Consider the following 19,895-nt stretch of genomic DNA (forward strand, 5'->3'; position numbering starts at 1 on the left):
GGCGATTAGATCCTGCTTACTGCATCTTCTTAGATATACCGATTAAATATACAGAAGATTATACGTTAAAGCGGAAATGTAGTACGTCGCCGTCTTGAACGATATACGTTTTACCTTCTAAACGCCATTTACCTGCTTCTTTCGCACCAGCTTCACCGTTGTATTGAATGAAATCATCATAAGCAACACATTCAGCACGGATAAAGCCTTTTTCGAAGTCAGTGTGGATCACACCCGCAGCTTGAGGCGCAGTTGCACCCACTTTAACTGTCCAAGCACGAACTTCTTGTACACCTGCAGTGAAGTAAGTCTGTAAGCCAAGAAGTGAGTAGCCTGCACGAATTACAACGTTTAGACCTGGTTCTTCCATTCCCATTGCTTCAAGGAATTCCGCACGGTCTTCGTCTTCAAGTAATGAAATTTCAGCTTCAATTTGGTTACATAATGGTACAACGATCGCATTTTCTTCAGCAGCTAATTTCTTAACAGCATCTAAATGAGGGTTGTTTTCAAAACCATCTTCTGCCACGTTTGCAATGTACATGGTTGGTTTTAAAGTCATTAAACCAAAACCACGGATTAGTCTACGCTCATCATCATCTAGATCAGCAGCACGAGCGGGTTTGCCTTCATCCAATAATGGCTGAATTTTTTCTAGAATTGCTTTAATCGCAATCGCTTCTTTGTCACCGCTTTTAGCAGATTTACTTAAACGCGTAATCGCTTTTGCGACAGCTTCAAGGTCAGCAAGGGCAAGCTCAGTATTGATCGTTGCGATATCATCGAGTGGATCAATTTTACCATTTACGTGAATGACATTTTCATCTTCAAAACAACGAACAACATGTGCAATCGCATCTGTTTCACGAATGTTAGCTAAGAATTGGTTACCTAGTCCTTCACCTTTAGATGCACCAGCAACTAAACCTGCAATATCAACGAATTCCATAGAAGTAGGAATCACACGTTGAGGTTTAACAATCGCAGTTAATTTGTCTAAACGTGGATCTGGAACAGGGACGATACCTGTGTTTGGTTCAATTGTACAAAATGGGAAGTTTTCCGCAGCAATAGCAGCTTTTGTCAATGCATTGAAAAGTGTAGATTTACCAACGTTCGGCAAGCCGACAATACCGCAATTAAAACCCATGAAAATGACTCACAAAGTGTTTTCTAAAAATTGTTGCTGATTTTACATGAAAGCCAACATAAAGTCAGGATGTCCGAACAACTATTCATTTTCAACCAAGCATTGAAATAATCAAAAAGCTTTGTGTAGCAATCATTTTTGCATTTTTAGGATAATTATAAAAAAGAATGCACTTTGGCATTCTTTTTTAAGACATAACACTTTTTAGATTTTACGCTTATCGAGTTGTGCAGACAAGGTATCGCCAGTAGCTTGAATCAGCATAACCAATACAACCAAAACAAAAATAACTGCTAGCATGATTTGCATATCAAAACGTTGATAGCCATAGCGATAAGCAATATCACCTAACCCACCAGCCCCGATTGCACCTGCAATCGCAGATGAATTAATCATGGTCACAATGGTGACTGTAAAGCCTGCAACGATTCCAGGTAATGCTTCTGGAAGTAACACATGCAAAATGATTTGTTTACGGTTACAGCCAATGGCCTGTGCAGCTTCTATCAATCCATGATCAACTTCTCTCAAGCTGACTTCTGCTATTCGAGCAAAGAAGGGGGTTGCCGCTAATGTGAGTGGCACTACAGCAGCCCAAACGCCGTAACTGGTGCCAACGAGAAATCGTGTAATCGGGATTAAAGCAACCATTAAAATCAGAAATGGAATTGATCGAGTAATATTCACCACCCATCCAATTGATTGATTAATGGATTTAGAAGGATAAATACCATGCTCTGAGGTACTTACAAGAACCACTGCCAAAGGTAATCCAATTAAAAATGCCACTAATGCAGATACACCGACCATGAGTAAGGTATCAATTGTACCGCTGATCAATAAATCAATGAGTTGATCGTGCATAACCGAGTACCTCTATATTGGCAATTTTATTTTTAAGCTTTTGATGTAGTTGTTCTAAATCAAGCTGACTATTTCGAACAGCAATAATGATTGAACCAATTAAATGACCTTGAATGGTATCGACGTGACTTTGATATAAATGAACAGGATCATCAAAAGCATCAAAGATCTCTTTTAAGTCAGGTGACTGATCAATCTTAGATTCATAACGTAATTTTAAAATCGTCTGATCATTTTCATGTAGGGGGTGATTGTTTAAAGCAAAAGGAAGTTCAAGCTGTTCTAAATTGAGGAGCTCTTGAGTGATTCGTTGTTGTGGGGATGAAAAGACAGACCATACTTGACCCGACTCTACAATTTCTCCCTGATCAATCACTACGACTTGATCACAAATCTCCCGAATGACTTGCATTTCATGAGTAATCAGAACAATTGTAATGCCCAGTTTCTGATTAATTTGTTTGAGTAGATTTAACACAACAGAGGTACTTTCTGGGTCTAATGCAGATGTTGCTTCATCACATAAGAGAATCTCAGGATGATGCACCAATGCACGAGCAATACCGACACGTTGCTTTTGTCCTCCTGAAAGCTGTGAAGGGTAGTATTCAGTTTTGTCTTCAAGACCAACTAAAGCTAGAACTTCTTTAACACGATCTTCAATGTCTGACTTTTTATATTGAGCAACTTTGAGAGGAAGAGCGACATTTTCATAAACTGTCTTTGCTGACATGAGATTGAAATGTTGAAAAATCATGCCGATTCGTTGGCGTAGAACAATAAATTCGCTGTGATTTAACTGCGATAGTTCCTGTTTATGAATTTGAATGTTGCCATCTGATGCTTTTTCTAAACCATTTAGCGTACGAATCAGGGAGGATTTTCCTGCGCCACTTTTACCAATAATGCCGAAAATTTTTCCTTCTGGAATATCTAAATTTATATTCTTTAAAGCATGAACTTGTTTTCCCTGTACATCATAATATTTATTTAAATTTCGAATGGTGATGTGCGGTACTGCAAATTGGACTGTTGAGCCGAAACTAACCATGAGCTGTTCTCCTTATTTCCAACCCTTAAACCATAGTTTTTCACCAATATCTGCATTCAACTCTTGTTTTACCTTTTCAGAATTTTGATAAATTTTAATAAATTTCTTCAAGTTTTCAGCTTTTTCAGGGTGGGTTTTTTCATAGTCATCACGGACCACAAATAAGATGGCATAACGAGTGTTATTGATTTGATCAAGGACTAAAGCAGCATTCGGGTCTATGGTTTTTGCTAAACGTAGATACATCGGGTAACTAAAGACCAAATCAGCCTCATCTACAGCACGAGCTGTCTGAGGACCTTCTACCTCAATAAATTTTAAATTCTTAGGGTTACTGGCAATATCTTGAAGGTTTGATAAATGATTGTTGGAATCTTTTAATGTAATCAATTTTGACTGTTGTAGAAGTAATAATGCACGGCCTTGATTCACTGGATCATTCGGGATTACAACGCGAGCGCCATCTGTAACGTCATTTATAGATTTATATTTTTTAGAATACAGCCCAACATGTGTACCTGAGCCGATGCCAAGTGCTTTTAGTTTGAAATCAGTTTCTTTTAAAGCATTGTCTAAAAACGGCTGATGTTGAAAATAGTTCGCATCAATATCGCCATGATTAAGGGTGATATTGGGTGTATTCCAATCTGAAAATTCAACTAATTTGACATTAATCCCTTCTTTTTTAGCCTCATCTACTGCAACTTGTAAAGGCTTCGCAAAGGGAGGGCTTATTCCAATGACGATTTCTTGTTGATCTTGTTTGCCTTTTTGAGACCAAATGACGAGTCCAATAATGATGGCAGCAATAACAACTGCGAGAATAGTGAGCTTCTTTTTAGCGGATTGATTTGTAGTTTGTGGCATAGTGCACCCCTAGTATTAATATTTTAAGCTGTTTGCTTGGTTTGATCTTCAGGTTCAATAGATGAGAGAGAGCTTTGACATCGAAACTGATCGGCGGGGTGCGTAGCAGGTAAATGATGACCTTTTTGAAAAATTTTATGTCTTAAACTGCCAGATTCATATTCAGTTTTATAACGACCGCGTTGTTGTAATTCAGGAATTACCAAGCGGATAAAATCATGGTGTGATTCTGGTGCAACCGTACGTGTGAGATTAAAGCCATCGAGACCTGTTGCATCAATAAGTTCAATGAGCTGTTCTGCAACAGTAGTACCTGAACCAACAAATAATGGATAACGTCCACCCAAAAGATGTTGAGCTTTTAAATCCCCCAACGTCACTTTTTGTTCTTTAAAGCGGTCATTGACTGAAACAATGCTATTGGTCTGTTGATATGGAATGACATCGTCATCAGCATATTGAGAAAAATCGATACCGACAGAACTTGAGAGATGTGCAAGTCCTGCTTCAGAACTTGCATATTTGACGTATTCTTTAAGCTTTTCTTGCGCCAATTCATCTGTTTCAGCGGTGACTACGGTAATTCCTGCAAAAAGCTTCAATGCTTGATCATCACGACCGTCTAATCGTGCTAATTCACGAATGCTATCGACTTGTTTTGTAAGTTTTTCGGTACTATCACCACCAATAAACATGGCTTCAGCATGCCGAGTAGCGAACTTTAAACCGCGTGGTGATGCACCTGCTTGAAACAGCATAGGTGTACGTTGAATCGAAGGCGAGACTTGGAATACACCTTCGCTTTTATAATATTTTCCATCATGCTGAATAGCATGGACTTTATTGGGTTGAGTAAAAATGCGTTGTTTTTTGTCGATGATCACTGCATCATTTCCCCAAGAGCCTTCCCAAAACTTATAACAAAGCTCTAAGAACTCTTCGGCTTGTTCATAACGCTGATCATGTTCTTTTAATCCTTTTTGACCAATTAAGCGTTCTGCGCTATCTAAGTATCCAGTCACGATATTCCAACCGATGCGCCCTTGAGTTAGGTGATCTAAGCTCGCAAAGCGCCGTGCAAATTGATAAGGAGATTCATAACTTAAGTTAACGGTAATCCCAAAACCTAAATGCTTGGTGAAGGCTGCCATAGCAGACACTAATGTACTAGGGTCGTGACTGGGTAATTGAATCGATTCTTTCAGTGTCAGGTCGATACCGTTTTGGTAGACATCATAGACACCTGTAATATCTGCGATGAATAGCCCATCAAATAAGCCTTTTTCTAATGTTTTCGCTAAGTCCGTCCAGTAACTGAGTTCATTAAATCGATAAGATTCATCCCGAGGATGAGTCCACAGCCCATGATTAATATGCCCAACGCAATTCATATCAAAAGCATTGAGTAGAATTTTTTTCTGACCGCTGTGTAGATTGTTCGTTGGCTTATTTTGTTGATGGTTTTGTATAAAATTTTCTGAACGATTTTGTAAATTGATTTGGCTCATTAGAGTGTCCCTCGACGTGGGGGAAGGACATGGTTAAGTACATAGTTTCCAATGAAATAATATTTCCACCTTGAAGCATCGTGCAGTGTATGAACACGTGCATTTCTCCAATGTAGATCTAAAGCATTCTGACTTTGGCTACCACGGCTGCCTGCTAGCTCAACCAACTTTGAGGCTGCTTTCAATGCTGTTTCAGTACTATGCGCACGGACTTTCGCAACATCGATAGAGGCTTGAGCAATATTTTTTTCATTCGGATGTGGTTTAGCTAGATCGATAGAGTGAGCAGCTTGTTTAAGTAAAAGTTCAGTGGCTTTGACATCGACACTAACACGACCGAGTTCAGATAATGTCAAAGGATCTTGAGTAGCAAAATCTACACCTGAATCAATCCACGGACGAGCTTGCCGAACACGAATGAGTGTTTCTTCAAATGCTGCACGAGCAATACCTGTCTCAATAGCTGCATGCATAAGCTGTGCGAAAGGTCCAACAAGAGTGGGTTGCTGAAATGCCTGATCAAATGGAATTACATCTTCAGCGAGAATTTTGACATGATTGAACTTTACAGTACCACTGCCAGTGGTACGCTGCCCAAAACCAGACCAGTCATCAATTAAGCTTAGACCTTCGCTTTGACGTGGAATAAAGGCTAAGTATTCACGGTGATCTTCATCTTTAACCAATGTGGGAATGCGATGCGAAAATAAGCTTCCTGTGCAATAAAACTTTTCTCCTGATACCTCGAAACCATCTGTGGTTTTACGAATAATGGTTTGTTTTTGAGCTGCATTTTTAGTTTTGAATTCTGCTAAAGCATTTCCAAAACGTGCGCCTTTGAGCACTTCCGCATAGAGTTTTTGTTTTTGTTGTTCAGTGCCTGTATTTCTCAAAACTTCTAAGGCATAAAAATGATTTTGAGGAATTTGACCAATTGAGCCATCAGCACCACTGATGAGGGCAATGATTTGAGCCACGGTGTAGCTTGAAACGTCTGCACCACCATATTCTTTGGGGACTGTAATCGCCCATAAGCCTGATTGGCTATATGCTTCGATTTCCTCAAATGGTAATTGTCTTTCAGCATCACGTTGAATTGCATTCTGTTTAAATTTTTCAGCGAGTAGTTTCGCAATATCTAAAGCTTCTTGATCAGATTTAATCATATGAGCTTGAGTAAGAGGCTGTGCTGTAAAAGGAAGAATAGATTGATATGAAGTCATGAATTTCTCCTTAAATCCAAGCATGACGAGCTGGAAGCTTGTTATTTAAGTAATAATCACCCAGTGCATGAAATTTCCAGCGGACAGGGTCGTGTAAAGTATGCACACGTGCATTGCGCCAGTGTTGATCGAGATTGTGTTCACTTAAACTTGATCGGCTCCCGCCTAATTCCAAAAGTTTTTCTGAGATGAGTAGGGCTGCGTCATTGGCGTAAATTTTAGCTTCAGCCACTTTGATAGAGGCTAAACCTGCTTGCTCAGCTGAAACTTCGCCCAAAGCATCAAGTTCATCGAGATAGTCGGCAGCTTCATCAAGTAATAAAATCGCGGCATCAAGTAAAATCTGAGATCGACCTACTTCTTGCAGGGTGTAGTGCTCAAAACTTGCTTTTTCTACATTGGCATCAATGATCGGGCGGGCTTTTGATACTGTAGAGAGTGTGTCTGCAAAGGCTGCTTCAGCAATGCCCACATCAATCGCAACTTGTAATAATTGTGAAAATGCACCGCGATAATTGGTTGCTTGCGCTAAAATTCGTTCATCAAAAATTAGGAAAGGATCAACTTCGACTTGATCTAGAATAATTGTGCCACTTGACGTTGTACGTTGACCAAAGCCATTCCAATCATTAATGACTTCGATCCCTTGACTATGGCTATTAATAATCGTCAGTACGACATGACCTTCAGGATGAACGGCTTTAATCGCTAACCAATCTGCAAAACTACTTCCTGTTGAATAGAATTTTTGACCTGTAATTAAATATTTGCCATTTTCAATGCGAAGCTGGGTATTTAAAGTTTTGGAGTCTTTGGTATTCCGTTCAGGTCCGCCATTGGCCAAGCGTTTACCATTTAAGATTTCAGTGAATATAAATTGTTTTTGTTGCTCAGTCCCCATGAGATTAATCATATTGAGTAGTGCAATTTGGTTTTGTGGAATTTGTCCTAAACTTGAGTCAGCTTTATTTATAATGCGAAATACATGAGCCAATGTTTTATTTGAAACTTCAGCTCCGCCGTATTTTTTAGGAATACGTAATCCACCTAAGCCTTTTTGACTGAATAAACTCACTTCTTCAAAAGGTAATTGTCTTGTTTGATCGCGAATATTACGACCTTCAAGTGCAAAATCTGCAACCTGATAAGCGGCATTTATAGCATCCTGATCATTTTCAAGAATATGAACGGTATTTGAAATTAAGCGTGACATGATGAGATCCTAAATATCTGTCTTTACGCTACGCTTCTAATTTTAAATTGGTAAATGTTGGATTTTGATGAGGTTATGAAGATAAATCTTAAATAGAAAAAATGCTAAAAATAGCTTTTTTTCATAGAATTTAAATATTTGATATATATAAATAAAGTTAAATTAGTATCTGTTGTGCTTTTCAATAAATTGTTGCTTATATTGAGATATAAGATAAGTAAGTGCATATTATTTATAAATTTAGACAATTATTTTATTGGAAATGTATTGTTTTCTATCGCTATTGATCAAATTTAAATGTCTAAAACTGGTTTAGATTTATAAGTAATCAATCATTCACAGATTGAAACTTGTAATTTGAATGTTGAGTGATAGAGTACTGTGCATAAATATTTCGAAAAAATATGTTACATTCTGAGTCATAGATTTCATTTTTATAAATTTTGCTACTTCCTTTTGGAGAACTTATGCGCACACTTTACCAGTTTCCACTATCTCATTTTTGTGAGAAAGCTCGCTGGTTACTTGATCACAAAGAGCTTAATTTTGTGGCGCATAATTTGATTCCAGGTGTGCATCGAGCTTTCACTCAGCTTAAAACAGGGCAAAATAAGCTCCCTATTTTAAAAGATGATGAAAAATGGGTGGCTGGTTCGACAGAAATAGCACTTTACTTAGATGATCATTATCCAGAGCATGCATTACTACGTTCTGATCCAAAACTCAGAGCACAAGCATTAGAAATTAATCAGATTTCAAATGAATTGGGTTTGTATGTTCGCCGTTGGGGTTTGGCACATGCATTATCTGAAAGTGATGAACCGCTTGAAATTATGATCGGTGAAAAAGGTTATTTAAGAAAATTCGAAAAATTTTCAAAACCCATTATTAAAAGTTTGGTATCTAAAGGCTATCAGCTTGATTCTGAAAAAGTAATCCATGCCAAAGTCAGTATGGATGAAATTATTATTGATTTAAATGCCCGATTGAATGCAAATCAAGGACGCTATTTGGTTGGTGATCGACTCGGTTTAGCGGATATTGCCGTGTGCTCCATGTTAGCACCTTTGCTTGAAATCGAAGGAACACCTTGGGAAAAGGAAATGAGTTCTGATATTTCTGAAGATTATCATAACTTTAAGCTTTACTTGTTAGATCAACCGATAGGTCAGTATGTAAAACGCATTTATGAAAATGAACGCTGTGCACGAGTGGATTGGCGTGGCATGTAATTCTAAGCTTTATTAGTATCCAATAAATTCTCACTTTAATCGAAGTGGGAATTTTTTTTAATATTAGACCAATTATTCTTATTAATTTTAAAAAAATAATCATATTTACTATTAATTTTCCGAAAATAAGCTTAGATTCGGTATTAAGTTGTTTTAATAATAAAAGGGGAGTAGCAATGGAATTAGATCGCTATGACAAGCAAATTTTAGAAATACTTACCCATGAAGATCTGAATCTCAATGAGCTTTCAGAGCGTATTAGTTTGTCAGTCAGTTCAGTGCATAGACGGATTAAGAACTTGATTGAAAATAATATCATGACCAATTTAAAGCGAGATATTAATTATCAAAAACTCGGTTTTAGCTTGCATGTGCTTTTACAAGTGTCGCTCAGTAAGCATGATACGGATACCTTTGCGAAGTTTCTTGAAGAATTAGAAAGTATTCCAGAAGTGATTAATGCATTCTTGGTAACAGGTCAATCTGCTGATTTCATTGTTGAAGTCGTTGCACGTGATATGGAAAATTATAGTGAAATTCTGCTGAAACGTATTGGTAAAATAGAGTTTGTTGTTGCACTACATTCAAGTTTCGTGATCAAAGAATATAAAGTATTTAACTGTAGTGGTCTTTTAAGTCGTGTATAGATATTGAATCCATCGCTTAATAAAAAACGCACCCAATAGTGCGTTTTTTATTTCAACTAATACTTATAGCGCTTCTAATTCAGCCATCACTTCATCAGTGAATTCTACGTTTGTATAAACGTTTTGAACGTCATCAAGATCTTCAAACATATCAATCATTTTGATGATTTTTTTCGCTTGTTCGATATCTGAAATTGAAGCTTTCGTTGATGGGTTCATGACTACTTCAGCGTTGTCAGATTTTAAACCTGCTGCTGTAAGTGCATCTTGAACATCACCAAAAGACTCAGGTGTTGTAATGACCAGAATCTCATCTTCAGAAACTTCGATGTCTTCCGCACCTGCTTCTAAAGCAACATCCATGATTTGATCTTCTAAAGATACATCTTCAAAAGTAATCTCACCACGTTTGGTAAACATGTAGGCAACAGAACCTGCTGTACCCAAGTTTCCATCAGTCTTAGAGAAGCAGTGACGAACGTCTGGTACTGTACGGTTTAAGTTATCTGTCATTGTTTCAACAATAACGGCAACACCACCTACACCATAACCTTCGTATGTAACTTCTTTTAAATCAGCATTATCTTCACCACCAACACCACGTTGAATTGCACGGTTAATGGTATCGCGTGTCATATTTGCGACGAGTGCTTTTTCAACGACAGCACGTAAACGGGGGTTAGATGCAACATCACCACCACCTAAACGAGCTGCTGTTACGATTTCACGAATAAACTTTGTGAATACTTTAGCGCGACTCGCATCTTGTTTTGCTTTGCGATGCTTTGTGTTAGCCCACTTGGAATGACCCGCCATGCGAAATATGCTCCTTGTAGATTGGCCTTATGCCTAATCGAATTGGAAAGAATTCTACCATAAGGCCTTTTTTCTAATAAAGCCTTTGAAAATAGGTTTTTTAAATTATTGTCACTTAATTTTTAGGTTCAGGAATCACAATGTCTAAGCCTGTATGCTCTTTATACATTGCTTTAATTTTCAAAAGATCTTGATCTAAATCAGTTGGGTAAATCTTACCGAAAATTCCACCTTTCTTTGTTTTTTGATTCACGAATAAAAAAACGATCGGAACATTAGCTGCTTTTGCGATATGCCAAAAACCTGTACGAATCGGTTTGCGTGCTTCACCATTCTTTGCACGAGTCGCTTCAGGAGCAATCACTAAATTGAATTGTTCGTTTTGTTCAAATTGTTGAACCATTTGAGCAACAATATCAAGATTAGATTTACGGTCAACAGGAATACCACCGACACCTTCTAATAGAGGTTTAAATGGACCTTTAAACAGTTCTTTTTTGATTAGTGTGTGAATTTTAATATCATGGATTTGAAATAGCGCAATTGAAAGAACAGCATCCATCATGGTGGTATGTTCAAATCCAATAATCACTTGCTTGTCTTCTAATAGCCCCGGTTCAACGTGGTATTTAACGCCAGCAAGTTTAAAAGCAAGTTCAGCAATTTGTTTTTTCATAACCAAGGTCTTATTCGTTAAGGCATTTATGTTGCGTAATTTTGAAATGAAGTTGTTTAAAAGACAATATGCAAAGCGTTAAAAGCGACAATTATGTACGTCTAAATTGAAAAACTCATACTCGTTTAAATCTCGAAATCTAAGTATTTATTCGGCTTTAAGTATATAAAAATCAAAACTGGCTATTATTTATACGTCCTTATTTCACAATCGTAAAATCCCTTGTATTTCATTTTTTTTTTCGATAGTATTCTCGGACGAAATACTTGATATATCAGTATTTATAGGGCCTATAGCTCAGTTGGTTAGAGCAGCGGACTCATAATCCGTTGGTCGACAGTTCAAGTCTGTCTGGGCCCACCAAATTTTATAATTATATACACTCATATGATATCTAAACCCTTAATTCTAATAGAGTTAAGGGTTTTTTAATGTATAAAATAAACTCATATACACACATATAGAAACCGCTCATTTGTATCCTTGCATGTATCCTTTAATAAAACTATAACTCAGGATACAGATTTAATATAAATGCCAGGTAAACAAATGGTTATGACTAGAAGTAAACCGTTAACAGATGTTGCATATGCTGCTTTTAAAGCCCAAGGTAGAGAGTGTCGAATTGCAGATATTTCTGGACTTTATATGAAAGTTCAAATTTCAGGTAAAAAGTCATGGCAGCTTCGTCTGAAGAATAATGAAGGTAAATGGACATGGGTAGGTTTAGGATCTTATCCAGAGGTCCCTGTTAAAGTTGCTCGTTCACAAGCATTAAAATATCAGTCGGGTGAACTTCAAATTGTTACTCGTACAGAACGGTTAAAACAATCTATACGAGAAGAAAATGAATTATTCGAGCATTTAATGCGTGATTGGATTGATATTAAGAAAAGTACATGGGATTCCCTAACATTCAAGAAGGAAGTTCAATCTATTGAGAAACACTTACTTCCTATTTTTGGTCAACGTAGATATAAGGATATAACTTCTAAAGAATGGCTTGAATTTTTTCAAACCAAACAACGTAAATTAAAGATTTTTAATCGAATCGAAAAATTAATTTCATATTGTCGTAATGCTTATGATCTAGCTGTTTTTAAAGATGAAATTAAGTATAACCCTCTACTTGGTATTCAGAAATTTTTAGATAAATCAAATCCAGGATGTATGAAACATATACACTTAAAAGATCTTCCTGAAATGGTTGAAAAAATAAGGGGATACCGTTCGGAAGAAATTAGCATTGGTTTAGAGTTATTGATTCATTTGTTTCCAAGACCTGGGGAGCTTAGGCAAGCGCAGTGGAACCAATTCGACTTTGAAGAACGTGTTTGGATCAGACCTGGTTCAATAATGAAAAGAGGGATTGAGCATGGAATCCCCTTATCTGATCAAACAGTTGCTCTATTAATAAGATTGAAATCAATTTCGAAACGTGAGAGTGAGTATTTATTTCCTGCTCGGGACAGTGTTAATAAGTCAATTTCAAATTTAACTTTCAATGCTGCACTAAATAGATTGGGATATTTTGGTAAGCAGAATCCACATGGCTTTCGCCATATTGCATCAACAAAATTAAATGATAAATTTAGTGACCGGGCACAGGTAATAGAATCAGCATTGGCTCACCTAAAATTAGGCGTTAAGGGTGCTTATGATAAAGGTGCACATTTGAGAGAGCGATATGAAGTAATGCAATATTGGTCTAATTATTTAGAAAATATTTGTGGAAAAAGAGAATTATAAAGACGTTAATTTATGCAAAAATAATCAAATATGATTATTTTTGCATTTTTTTAACCTACGACAGATGTTTTTTGAAAGTGGTGTTAAGTTTGTATTTAAATTAACAATTAAGGATGGTTTAATGCCACCGTTTGAATTACATCCAAACCTTAATCAAAATATGAATGTAGGATTTGTACCACTTCGACTAACAAAAAAGCAAGTCTGTAAGTTGTTAAGTGTTTCAATTAATCAACTTCGAAAAATCACATTGGCTGATCCAAATTTTCCGCAGGCAATCAAATCAGGTTCAAGTAGGCAATCGGGTGTCTATTACGATTATAGGGAGATTCATGGTTGGCATTTGAATCAGTTAAATAATCGAAGTTGATTGATTTTAGGCCCTACGGGGCCTTTTTATTGACCCTTTGGAGATAGACACGATTAACTCCGAAATTTTGAACCATATATTTTAAATCAAAGTGAAATTTTCGATAAATGTAAATTCTGCGTATTTAGATCCAAAATTTCTTTATCAGCCCAGTAAGCTGTTGTCTTTGTTTAGCTATTCTACTCATGAAGTGCTTCAACCAAGCATAGTACCCATTATGCTGAACAGCCAAGGTTGAATCTGAATGACGAACAAGTTTGAATAGCCATCAATATTCTAGATCATTTTGAAGAATCTTTTGGGACAGAAAAATCGCCTCCTTTTTTCATTAGATCTTAGGTGGGATAAGATCATCAGGCTGTACAAAAAGTATTCTCTATGTATTTTCAAGGATCAACGTATAACGAAAAACAGATTCGCTTTGTGGAAATGATGATTAAGCATTTGACACAAAATGGTGTACTAGAGGTAGCACAGTTATATGAATCACCTTTTAACCAGATCCACTAAACTAAGAAGGAATTGATGGTGTGTTTAATGATCGGGATGCTGACAGCATCTTTGGGGTAGTTGAGGCATTTAATGAAGCGGTGGCTTAATAACATCAAGCAATTTAGTTGAAATATTCAAAGAAAGTCACAGAGTGTCGCCTATATACATTTATACATAGTGACTTAAAACTGTCTTTGATATAATTAAATACAGATCAAATAATCACTACAAAGAATAATATGGCTATAAATATTTATGATGCCCTTGAGCAACTTGGACTAACTGCACAAAAACGTGCAATTCATGTTCAATTTTCAAATGGTGCGCTAAATAATAAAGTCTATTTACAGCGCATTGATGGAACTCATCTGCTGAATGATGGTGTTCATTTACAACTGATTTGCCTTGCAACAGACGCCACTATTCCTTTAAAAAATTTCATTGGGTCGCAAGTTGCCGTTGATATCGTCACAGATCAATCACAACTAACACGTACCACAGGCATTGTCACCAAAGCTGACGTTGGAGCAAGCGATGGTTCACTCACCATCTATCGTTTAACGGTAGAAGACCCAACTACACTGTTTAAGCACCGCCGCAACAGCCGTGTATTTATGAACAAAACGGTGATTGATGTCGTAGATATCCTGTTTAAAGAATGGCAATCTAAAAGTCCATTACTTGCTTCTAGCCTAACTCTAGATAAAAGTGGGCTAACTAAAACCTATGATGTACGTCCTTTCATTATGCAAAGTAATGAAACTGACTTTGATTTCATGCAACGCCTTTTAGCCTCTGAAGGCGTTAACACACTGATTGATGAATCACAGCACAAGGTGTTCAGTGTCTCTGAAAAAATTCAACCCCAGAAACTTCGACTCATTGACAATAATGCGCCATTTCAAAAATTAGACCGACGAAGTATTCGTTTTCATCGTAGCAGTGCTACAGAACGACAAGACAGCATCACAGCTTTTACAGCCTTACGTTCCTTACAGCCGACAGCTGTGCATGTTCAAAGATGGCAAGCAGATGCTTTAGAGCAACATGAAGGCGCAGGTTCAGTACTCACTAAACATCAGCATTCAAATAATCAGGATGTTGCGAGTCTGGGTTTAGAACAAGCTTTTCATGTCAGTCCTGCATGGGTACAAGACCTCAAAGGTGAAGATGGCGCAACAAAATCAAGCAATAGCCAGATTGAAAAGCTCAATGAAAATCTGAAGAAATATTACGATTCTCAAGCCAAGCAATTTCAAGTGACCTCAACGGTACGAGATGCCTATGTTGGTTATTGGTTTGAACTCAATGAACATCCAGAAATTGATCAACATTCTGGTTCAGATAAAGAATTTTTAATCACCTCAAAAACTTTTTATAACCTAAATAACTTACCGAAAGATTTGACGGATCAGGTCACGGCTTTGCTTAAACAAAGCAATTGGCAGTTGAATCTCATCACCACGAATAACACAGACGAACGACAAGCCAATCAACTCATTTTACAGCGTCGCAACATTGAGATCGTGCCGTCTTATCATCCCTTAGAAGACAGACCGACGACTCATCCTCAACGTGCCAAAGTGGTTGGTATTGATGGCGAAGAAATCCATGTCGATGAATGGGGACGCATCAAAGTTCGGTTCCTCTTCACACGCAATGAAGACCATAGCCATGATGGTGGTTCAGGTTCTAATAACAATGATACCGACTCAGCGTGGGTCGATGTACTCACCCCTTGGGCTGGTGAAGGTTATGGCGCACGCTTCTTACCACGTATAGGTGAGATCGTCGTAATTAACTTTTTTGATGGCAATATTGACCGACCATATATTGTAGGTCGCATTCATGAAGCACATCGTAGCCCTACTAAGTTTGATCAAAAAGGACAACTGCCTTATACCAAGAAACTTTCAGGAATTCGTTCCAAAGAAATCCAAGGCGAAGGTTTTGGGCAACTCCGCTTTGATGATACTACTGGACAAATCTCAACCCAACTTCAAAGCAGTCATGGTTCATCACAACTCAATCTAGGTAATCTTAGTCATCCTAAAGAAACAGACACAAGTGATGGTCGTGGAGAAGGTTTTGAACTACGAACAGATCAATGGGGAGCATTAAGAGCTAAAGAAGGGTTATTGCTTTCAACCTATAAACAAGACGATGCATTGGGCAACCATTCAGATGCAGCTGAAACCAAATCACAGCTTGAATCTAGCCTCAATAATTCAAAAGCGCTTAGTGAAGTAGCGAAGAACCAACAGACTGATCCTCTAGAAGTACTAGATAACCTGAAGCAATTCATTGATCAGATTGAGCAAACCAGTGAAACCAAAGCAAAAGCTTTTAAACAAGCGATTATGGTTTTGGCATCACCAAATTCGATTGCACTTACGACTAATGAAGATGTACATCTATCCGCAGATGGTCAAATCAGCCATAGTGCTGGTGATAGCATTAACTTGAGTACGCAAAAGAGTCTTCTTGCGCATGCTCAAAGTAAAATCAGTTTATTTGCAGCACAAGAAGGTGCAAGGCTGTTTGCTGGTAAAGGTAAGATCGAAATACAGGCTCAAGGTGATGGTGCTGATTTAATCGCTCGTAAAGCGATTCAGATCATTTCGACGGAAGATACTGTTTATATCACCAGTCCGAAAGAAATTGTACTCACTGGTGGTGGATCACAAATCAAGATCAATGGATCTGGTGTTTTCCCAACCACGGGTGGGAAGTTTGAGGTGAAAGCTGGACAGCATTTGTTTGTGGGGGGAAGTAAAGTATCTTCAACTTTACCTGCACTGTCAGCTATAAATTTATTGCCAAAAGAGTTGAAATTAAAATATGTTTATGATGACTTAAAGCCTGTTGCACAAGCCCCATTTAAACTGATTTTTGCTGATGGTTCTTCTCAAGAAGGTGTATTAGATGCTGGCGGTTATGCCAAAGTCACTATTCCTAGTGATAAAAAAAGACCTCAAGTCTACTATGGCTTTAGTGGTGTTGAGGCGAAACCAGATAAAGAAAAAATTGATAATCCTTTCAAAGATCAAAAAGTAATGAGTGTTACTGAAGCTGAACAACTTATTGAGCAATACAACCAACAAGAATTAGATGCATTATTAGATGAATATTTCCCTGATGAAATTGAAGACATGCTCACGTCAAATAATATCGAATACGATGATCATGTAAGCGATTATGAAGAACAATTAATACCACAACAAAATGATGTAGATGATGCAATAGCAGATGATTTAGAAGAAATTTTACTTACAGATGATTCTACTTCTAGATTAGACCTAGGAGATAAACAATGAATACTGCCGTAGCGAAGGGTTCAACGCAAGCTGTGAGAGTAACAGCTAAAGGGGAAGAATCGGCGGCTCAATGGATTAAAGGTGTACTTGATGGTAGTGGCTCCAGTCCTGCTCAAATTATTGTTGCAGTTGTGATAGGTTGTATACCCTTTGTTGGTCAAGGCGTTGATGTCGGGAATGTGATTGTCTCAGTCGTTAAAATATCTGAAAAGCCAGATAATAAAGAGAATTGGTTTGATTTGGTATTTAATCTTGTTGCATTTGTTCCAATTGCTGGTGATGGATTAAAAATTGTCTTTAAACAATTGCGTTCAGGTAAAGCTATGGGGGCGATTTTGGACGCAATACCAAGCAAGACATTACGTGGCGATGTGGATAAATGGTTTAGAAATTTAAATTGGAATACTTACACTAAAGAGTTACAAACGACCAGTAATAAAATAATTGATGGATTAATTGATGTTTTTGATAGTTGGATGACAAGAGCAGTTCTTGGTAATGCTAAGTTAAAAACATTAGTGACCCAACTTAAGCAAATGAAAAAAGTTGTCAATCAAAAAATTGATATGGTTATGAAAGAAATGCAAGCTGCACATAAAAAAGCACTTGCAACACCGTATCCAAATACAACTGCTAAAGCGCCTATTACGACTCGAACACCGACAACAACCAGTAGACCAAATAATAATCCAGCCCCACGAACTCAGCAAAATGGCAATGTTCCAAGAAATACTGGTGGTAATAATGCAAGTCCAGGGCGTCAAAATACGTCAACTAAACGACAACAATTAAAACGTAAGCGAAGATCGAATCAAGAACTTGGTTCAGGTGGTGAGCACATTACGGATTATTACTATGTAAAACGCATGAAAAGTCGCTCTAAAATTAATAATAATGGCGTGCTGTACGAATATCACGATACGGGTCATAACGGACTTGATCATGTATGGCATAGTGCTCGACTAGCGCATAAGTATCGTATTACAGACAGTAAAGCGACCAATGCTCTGAGTCATCGAACACTCATGACGCCCAAAGCAGCCATGATGGCATTGAAAATGGGTCTCGATGTTTATATGGCATCAGACCAAGATGATAAGGTTAAGCGTTCAGTGGGGACGACTGTGAGTGATGGTGTGCAGATGTCGCATTTATGGATTGCTAGTAAAATAGATTCAGCCAAAATAGTATCAAAACATGACAATTTATTGGATAAAATAGAAGATTGGCGACGAGTTAAATTCAAACCATCCACAGAAAGAAAACTAGGTAAAACCATCGCAATTCGATGCCCATATGATCGAAGTTTGGTCACTATTACTGGTGATAAATTCGATCATCATGAAAAATGTAAAGGCTTAAATAAACCTAAGTGTACACGGACAGTAACTGCACACGGTATTAAATTAGAATTTGTTTTACCAAACGAGATGTTGGAGAGATGAAAGTATGTCAATACAAGTAAATGATCAAGAAATAGATTGGCAAAAATGGTTGAGTTTAGAAGTAAAAGATACAAGTTTATTTAGAGATAAGTTGCTTGAGCAAGAAATGTATCACAAGAGATTTGATACGTTTGTTAATGGTATATATACAGTTGTTGATGGATTTAGCCATTATAAAAATGATTCTAAATTTGGTGGATATATAGCATCTGGTCATCAAAGATTAAAAGATGTTCTGAACTTGATATCTTTACAATATTCAGCAGGCGGGGATTTAAATTCTATAAAAGAACTTTATCCATATCTTCTTCATTGGACAGAAGAATATGCTGAAACGAGTCATCTTTATAATTTAAGCCCTGATGCAGGTGGCCGTTATGTCTGGCATATTTCTTTAGGAACTGAAGATTATTGGTATATTGCTTTACGATTGATATGCTTTGGTTTACTGACAGGCTATGCAGATCAAATGAATCGGATTATGCCGATTATCGACTACAAAGAAGCAACGCCTGAAGGACAAGAAAAAGATGGCTTAATCGAGCGATTGGTTGCTCCATTTGTAACAGATCGAGGCATACCACCAAATGAAGCACGTCGTCATTTACCTTATCGTAAGCTCATTAAAGTTTTTGATACTGCACCTGAAAAACGTCCAGCTATGATGTTGCAATACTTAGAAGATTGGTATGAAGCCAGTCGGCGTGAACCATACTTTGAACAGCACCCAGAAACCGACTTAAGATCTGGTAGGAGTTATTATGGTTATTGGTCATGGGAAGCAGCAGCAGTGACATGGCTATTAGATATTGATGACACCATTTATCGAGAGCATCAATTTTATCCAAAAGATTTAGTCGATTTTGCTAAAGCACAATCAGAAAAAGTACAAACACAAGATTCAGTAGAAAAAATTAAAATCAAAGGTGGGGATAAATGTCCAAAAACAGGTTATTGGACGACTCCAGCCCAACCAAATGAACGTCAATATTTTGATAGAGGTGACATTTTACCAATGCTTTCAGAACAAGACTGGGGTGAAGTATATTGGTATTTTGATGGTGAAAAATAAACTTAGAATATCGCAAGATTTAGCCATCCTTATAGGGTGGCTTATTTTTTTATGATAAAGCCTAGTCATAATTACAGGCGATAAATTTGATCATCATGAAAAATGTAAAAGGTTTAAATAAACCCAAATGCACACGAACAGTGACTGCACATGGAATAAAATTAGAATTTGTTTTACCCAATAACATGTTGGAGAGATAGTAC

At 37.3% G+C, this 19,895-nt stretch carries 16 protein-coding genes, 1 tRNA gene and 2 pseudogenes; 10 read left to right on the top strand and 9 right to left on the bottom strand.

Annotated features, from left to right (window positions below; genetic code table 11):
- Nucleotides 1–58: 58 nt before the first annotated feature.
- From ychF to AC5YDM_RS01455, 7 genes are all read right to left on the bottom strand, one after another.
- The gene (gene ychF / locus AC5YDM_RS01425; RefSeq protein ID WP_496150344.1) at nucleotides 59–1,150 is read right to left on the bottom strand and encodes a redox-regulated ATPase YchF; all 1,092 of its coding nucleotides are present in this window, start codon (nucleotides 1,148–1,150) and stop codon (nucleotides 59–61) included.
- A 204-nt stretch (nucleotides 1,151–1,354) separates the two neighbouring features.
- A complete protein-coding gene (locus AC5YDM_RS01430; protein ID WP_496150345.1) occupies nucleotides 1,355–2,014 on the bottom strand; it encodes a methionine ABC transporter permease in 660 nt (219 codons plus the stop codon).
- On the bottom strand, nucleotides 1,995–3,065 hold the full coding sequence (locus tag AC5YDM_RS01435) for a methionine ABC transporter ATP-binding protein (RefSeq protein WP_496150346.1): 1,071 nt from the start codon (nucleotides 3,063–3,065) through the stop codon (nucleotides 1,995–1,997). Before AC5YDM_RS01435 ends, AC5YDM_RS01430 begins: the two co-directional genes overlap by 20 nt.
- Nucleotides 3,066–3,077: 12 nt before the next feature.
- A complete protein-coding gene (locus AC5YDM_RS01440) occupies nucleotides 3,078–3,932 on the bottom strand; it encodes a MetQ/NlpA family ABC transporter substrate-binding protein (RefSeq protein ID WP_496150347.1) in 855 nt (284 codons plus the stop codon).
- A 23-nt stretch (nucleotides 3,933–3,955) separates the two neighbouring features.
- Nucleotides 3,956–5,440, bottom strand: coding sequence for an LLM class flavin-dependent oxidoreductase (locus AC5YDM_RS01445; RefSeq protein WP_496150348.1), 1,485 nt, complete (start codon nucleotides 5,438–5,440; stop codon nucleotides 3,956–3,958).
- Complete coding sequence (locus tag AC5YDM_RS01450) at nucleotides 5,440–6,663, bottom strand: SfnB family sulfur acquisition oxidoreductase (RefSeq protein ID WP_496150349.1); 1,224 nt, start codon at nucleotides 6,661–6,663, stop codon at nucleotides 5,440–5,442. The genes AC5YDM_RS01445 and AC5YDM_RS01450 overlap by 1 nt, the downstream gene beginning before the upstream one ends.
- A gap of 10 nt (nucleotides 6,664–6,673) precedes the next feature.
- Nucleotides 6,674–7,876, bottom strand: coding sequence for an SfnB family sulfur acquisition oxidoreductase (locus tag AC5YDM_RS01455; protein WP_496150350.1), 1,203 nt, complete (start codon nucleotides 7,874–7,876; stop codon nucleotides 6,674–6,676).
- 467 nt (nucleotides 7,877–8,343) lie between these two features.
- Here AC5YDM_RS01455 and AC5YDM_RS01460 point away from each other — a divergent pair, with 467 nt between their 5' ends.
- Nucleotides 8,344–9,108 carry a glutathione S-transferase family protein gene (locus tag AC5YDM_RS01460; protein ID WP_496150351.1) on the top strand — a complete coding sequence of 255 codons (765 nt, stop codon included), beginning with the start codon at nucleotides 8,344–8,346 and terminating at the stop codon, nucleotides 9,106–9,108.
- Nucleotides 9,109–9,284: 176 nt separating this feature from the next.
- The gene (locus AC5YDM_RS01465) at nucleotides 9,285–9,755 is read left to right on the top strand and encodes an Lrp/AsnC family transcriptional regulator (RefSeq protein ID WP_496150352.1); all 471 of its coding nucleotides are present in this window, start codon (nucleotides 9,285–9,287) and stop codon (nucleotides 9,753–9,755) included.
- A 63-nt stretch (nucleotides 9,756–9,818) separates the two neighbouring features.
- Here AC5YDM_RS01465 and AC5YDM_RS01470 read toward each other — a convergent pair whose 3' ends face one another.
- Both AC5YDM_RS01470 and AC5YDM_RS01475 read right to left on the bottom strand, forming a co-directional pair.
- Complete coding sequence (locus AC5YDM_RS01470; RefSeq protein WP_496150353.1) at nucleotides 9,819–10,571, bottom strand: YebC/PmpR family DNA-binding transcriptional regulator; 753 nt, start codon at nucleotides 10,569–10,571, stop codon at nucleotides 9,819–9,821.
- Between the two features lie 115 nt (nucleotides 10,572–10,686).
- Nucleotides 10,687–11,247 (bottom strand): 1-acyl-sn-glycerol-3-phosphate acyltransferase, encoded by a 561-nt coding sequence (locus tag AC5YDM_RS01475; protein ID WP_496150354.1) that lies wholly within the window; start codon nucleotides 11,245–11,247, stop codon nucleotides 10,687–10,689.
- A gap of 286 nt (nucleotides 11,248–11,533) precedes the next feature.
- Between AC5YDM_RS01475 and AC5YDM_RS01480 the strand changes: the two genes are divergently transcribed.
- The 8 genes and pseudogenes from AC5YDM_RS01480 to AC5YDM_RS01515 all read left to right on the top strand — a co-directional run.
- Nucleotides 11,534–11,610, top strand: a tRNA-Ile gene (locus tag AC5YDM_RS01480).
- Between the two features lie 171 nt (nucleotides 11,611–11,781).
- Nucleotides 11,782–12,996, top strand: a complete 1,215-nt coding sequence (locus AC5YDM_RS01485) for a tyrosine-type recombinase/integrase (RefSeq protein ID WP_496150355.1) — start codon at nucleotides 11,782–11,784, stop codon at nucleotides 12,994–12,996.
- A 121-nt stretch (nucleotides 12,997–13,117) separates the two neighbouring features.
- Nucleotides 13,118–13,366 carry a transcriptional regulator gene (locus AC5YDM_RS01490; protein WP_496150356.1) on the top strand — a complete coding sequence of 83 codons (249 nt, stop codon included), beginning with the start codon at nucleotides 13,118–13,120 and terminating at the stop codon, nucleotides 13,364–13,366.
- Between the two features lie 279 nt (nucleotides 13,367–13,645).
- A pseudogene (locus tag AC5YDM_RS01495) lies at nucleotides 13,646–13,965 on the top strand (type I restriction-modification enzyme R subunit C-terminal domain-containing protein); the annotation flags it as partial.
- 132 nt (nucleotides 13,966–14,097) lie between these two features.
- Nucleotides 14,098–17,175: a type VI secretion system Vgr family protein gene (locus tag AC5YDM_RS01500; RefSeq protein ID WP_496150357.1), complete on the top strand. Its 3,078-nt coding sequence runs from the start codon at nucleotides 14,098–14,100 to the stop codon at nucleotides 17,173–17,175.
- Nucleotides 17,172–18,620 carry a hypothetical protein gene (locus AC5YDM_RS01505; RefSeq protein ID WP_496150358.1) on the top strand — a complete coding sequence of 483 codons (1,449 nt, stop codon included), beginning with the start codon at nucleotides 17,172–17,174 and terminating at the stop codon, nucleotides 18,618–18,620. The genes AC5YDM_RS01500 and AC5YDM_RS01505 overlap by 4 nt, the downstream gene beginning before the upstream one ends.
- A 4-nt stretch (nucleotides 18,621–18,624) precedes the next feature.
- The gene (locus AC5YDM_RS01510; protein ID WP_496150359.1) at nucleotides 18,625–19,692 is read left to right on the top strand and encodes a PoNe immunity protein domain-containing protein; all 1,068 of its coding nucleotides are present in this window, start codon (nucleotides 18,625–18,627) and stop codon (nucleotides 19,690–19,692) included.
- Nucleotides 19,693–19,750: 58 nt separating this feature from the next.
- Nucleotides 19,751–19,892 (top strand): annotated as a pseudogene (locus tag AC5YDM_RS01515) (hypothetical protein); the annotation flags it as partial.
- Nucleotides 19,893–19,895 lie beyond the last annotated feature (3 nt).

Source organism: Acinetobacter sp. CY81 (genome assembly GCF_059515925.1).

Bases quoted from the DNA above. Each gene is read 5' to 3' on its own strand.
- ychF (WP_496150344.1), bottom strand. From the start codon at position 1,150: ATGGGTTTTAATTGCGGTATTGTCGGCTTGCCGAACGTTGGTAAATCT.
- AC5YDM_RS01430 (WP_496150345.1), bottom strand. From the start codon at position 2,014: ATGCACGATCAACTCATTGATTTATTGATCAGCGGTACAATTGATACC.
- AC5YDM_RS01435 (WP_496150346.1), bottom strand. From the start codon at position 3,065: ATGGTTAGTTTCGGCTCAACAGTCCAATTTGCAGTACCGCACATCACC.
- AC5YDM_RS01440 (WP_496150347.1), bottom strand. From the start codon at position 3,932: ATGCCACAAACTACAAATCAATCCGCTAAAAAGAAGCTCACTATTCTC.
- AC5YDM_RS01445 (WP_496150348.1), bottom strand. From the start codon at position 5,440: ATGAGCCAAATCAATTTACAAAATCGTTCAGAAAATTTTATACAAAAC.
- AC5YDM_RS01450 (WP_496150349.1), bottom strand. From the start codon at position 6,663: ATGACTTCATATCAATCTATTCTTCCTTTTACAGCACAGCCTCTTACT.
- AC5YDM_RS01455 (WP_496150350.1), bottom strand. From the start codon at position 7,876: ATGTCACGCTTAATTTCAAATACCGTTCATATTCTTGAAAATGATCAG.
- AC5YDM_RS01460 (WP_496150351.1), top strand. From the start codon at position 8,344: ATGCGCACACTTTACCAGTTTCCACTATCTCATTTTTGTGAGAAAGCT.
- AC5YDM_RS01465 (WP_496150352.1), top strand. From the start codon at position 9,285: ATGGAATTAGATCGCTATGACAAGCAAATTTTAGAAATACTTACCCAT.
- AC5YDM_RS01470 (WP_496150353.1), bottom strand. From the start codon at position 10,571: ATGGCGGGTCATTCCAAGTGGGCTAACACAAAGCATCGCAAAGCAAAA.
- AC5YDM_RS01475 (WP_496150354.1), bottom strand. From the start codon at position 11,247: ATGAAAAAACAAATTGCTGAACTTGCTTTTAAACTTGCTGGCGTTAAA.
- AC5YDM_RS01485 (WP_496150355.1), top strand. From the start codon at position 11,782: ATGCCAGGTAAACAAATGGTTATGACTAGAAGTAAACCGTTAACAGAT.
- AC5YDM_RS01490 (WP_496150356.1), top strand. From the start codon at position 13,118: ATGCCACCGTTTGAATTACATCCAAACCTTAATCAAAATATGAATGTA.
- AC5YDM_RS01500 (WP_496150357.1), top strand. From the start codon at position 14,098: ATGGCTATAAATATTTATGATGCCCTTGAGCAACTTGGACTAACTGCA.
- AC5YDM_RS01505 (WP_496150358.1), top strand. From the start codon at position 17,172: ATGAATACTGCCGTAGCGAAGGGTTCAACGCAAGCTGTGAGAGTAACA.
- AC5YDM_RS01510 (WP_496150359.1), top strand. From the start codon at position 18,625: ATGTCAATACAAGTAAATGATCAAGAAATAGATTGGCAAAAATGGTTG.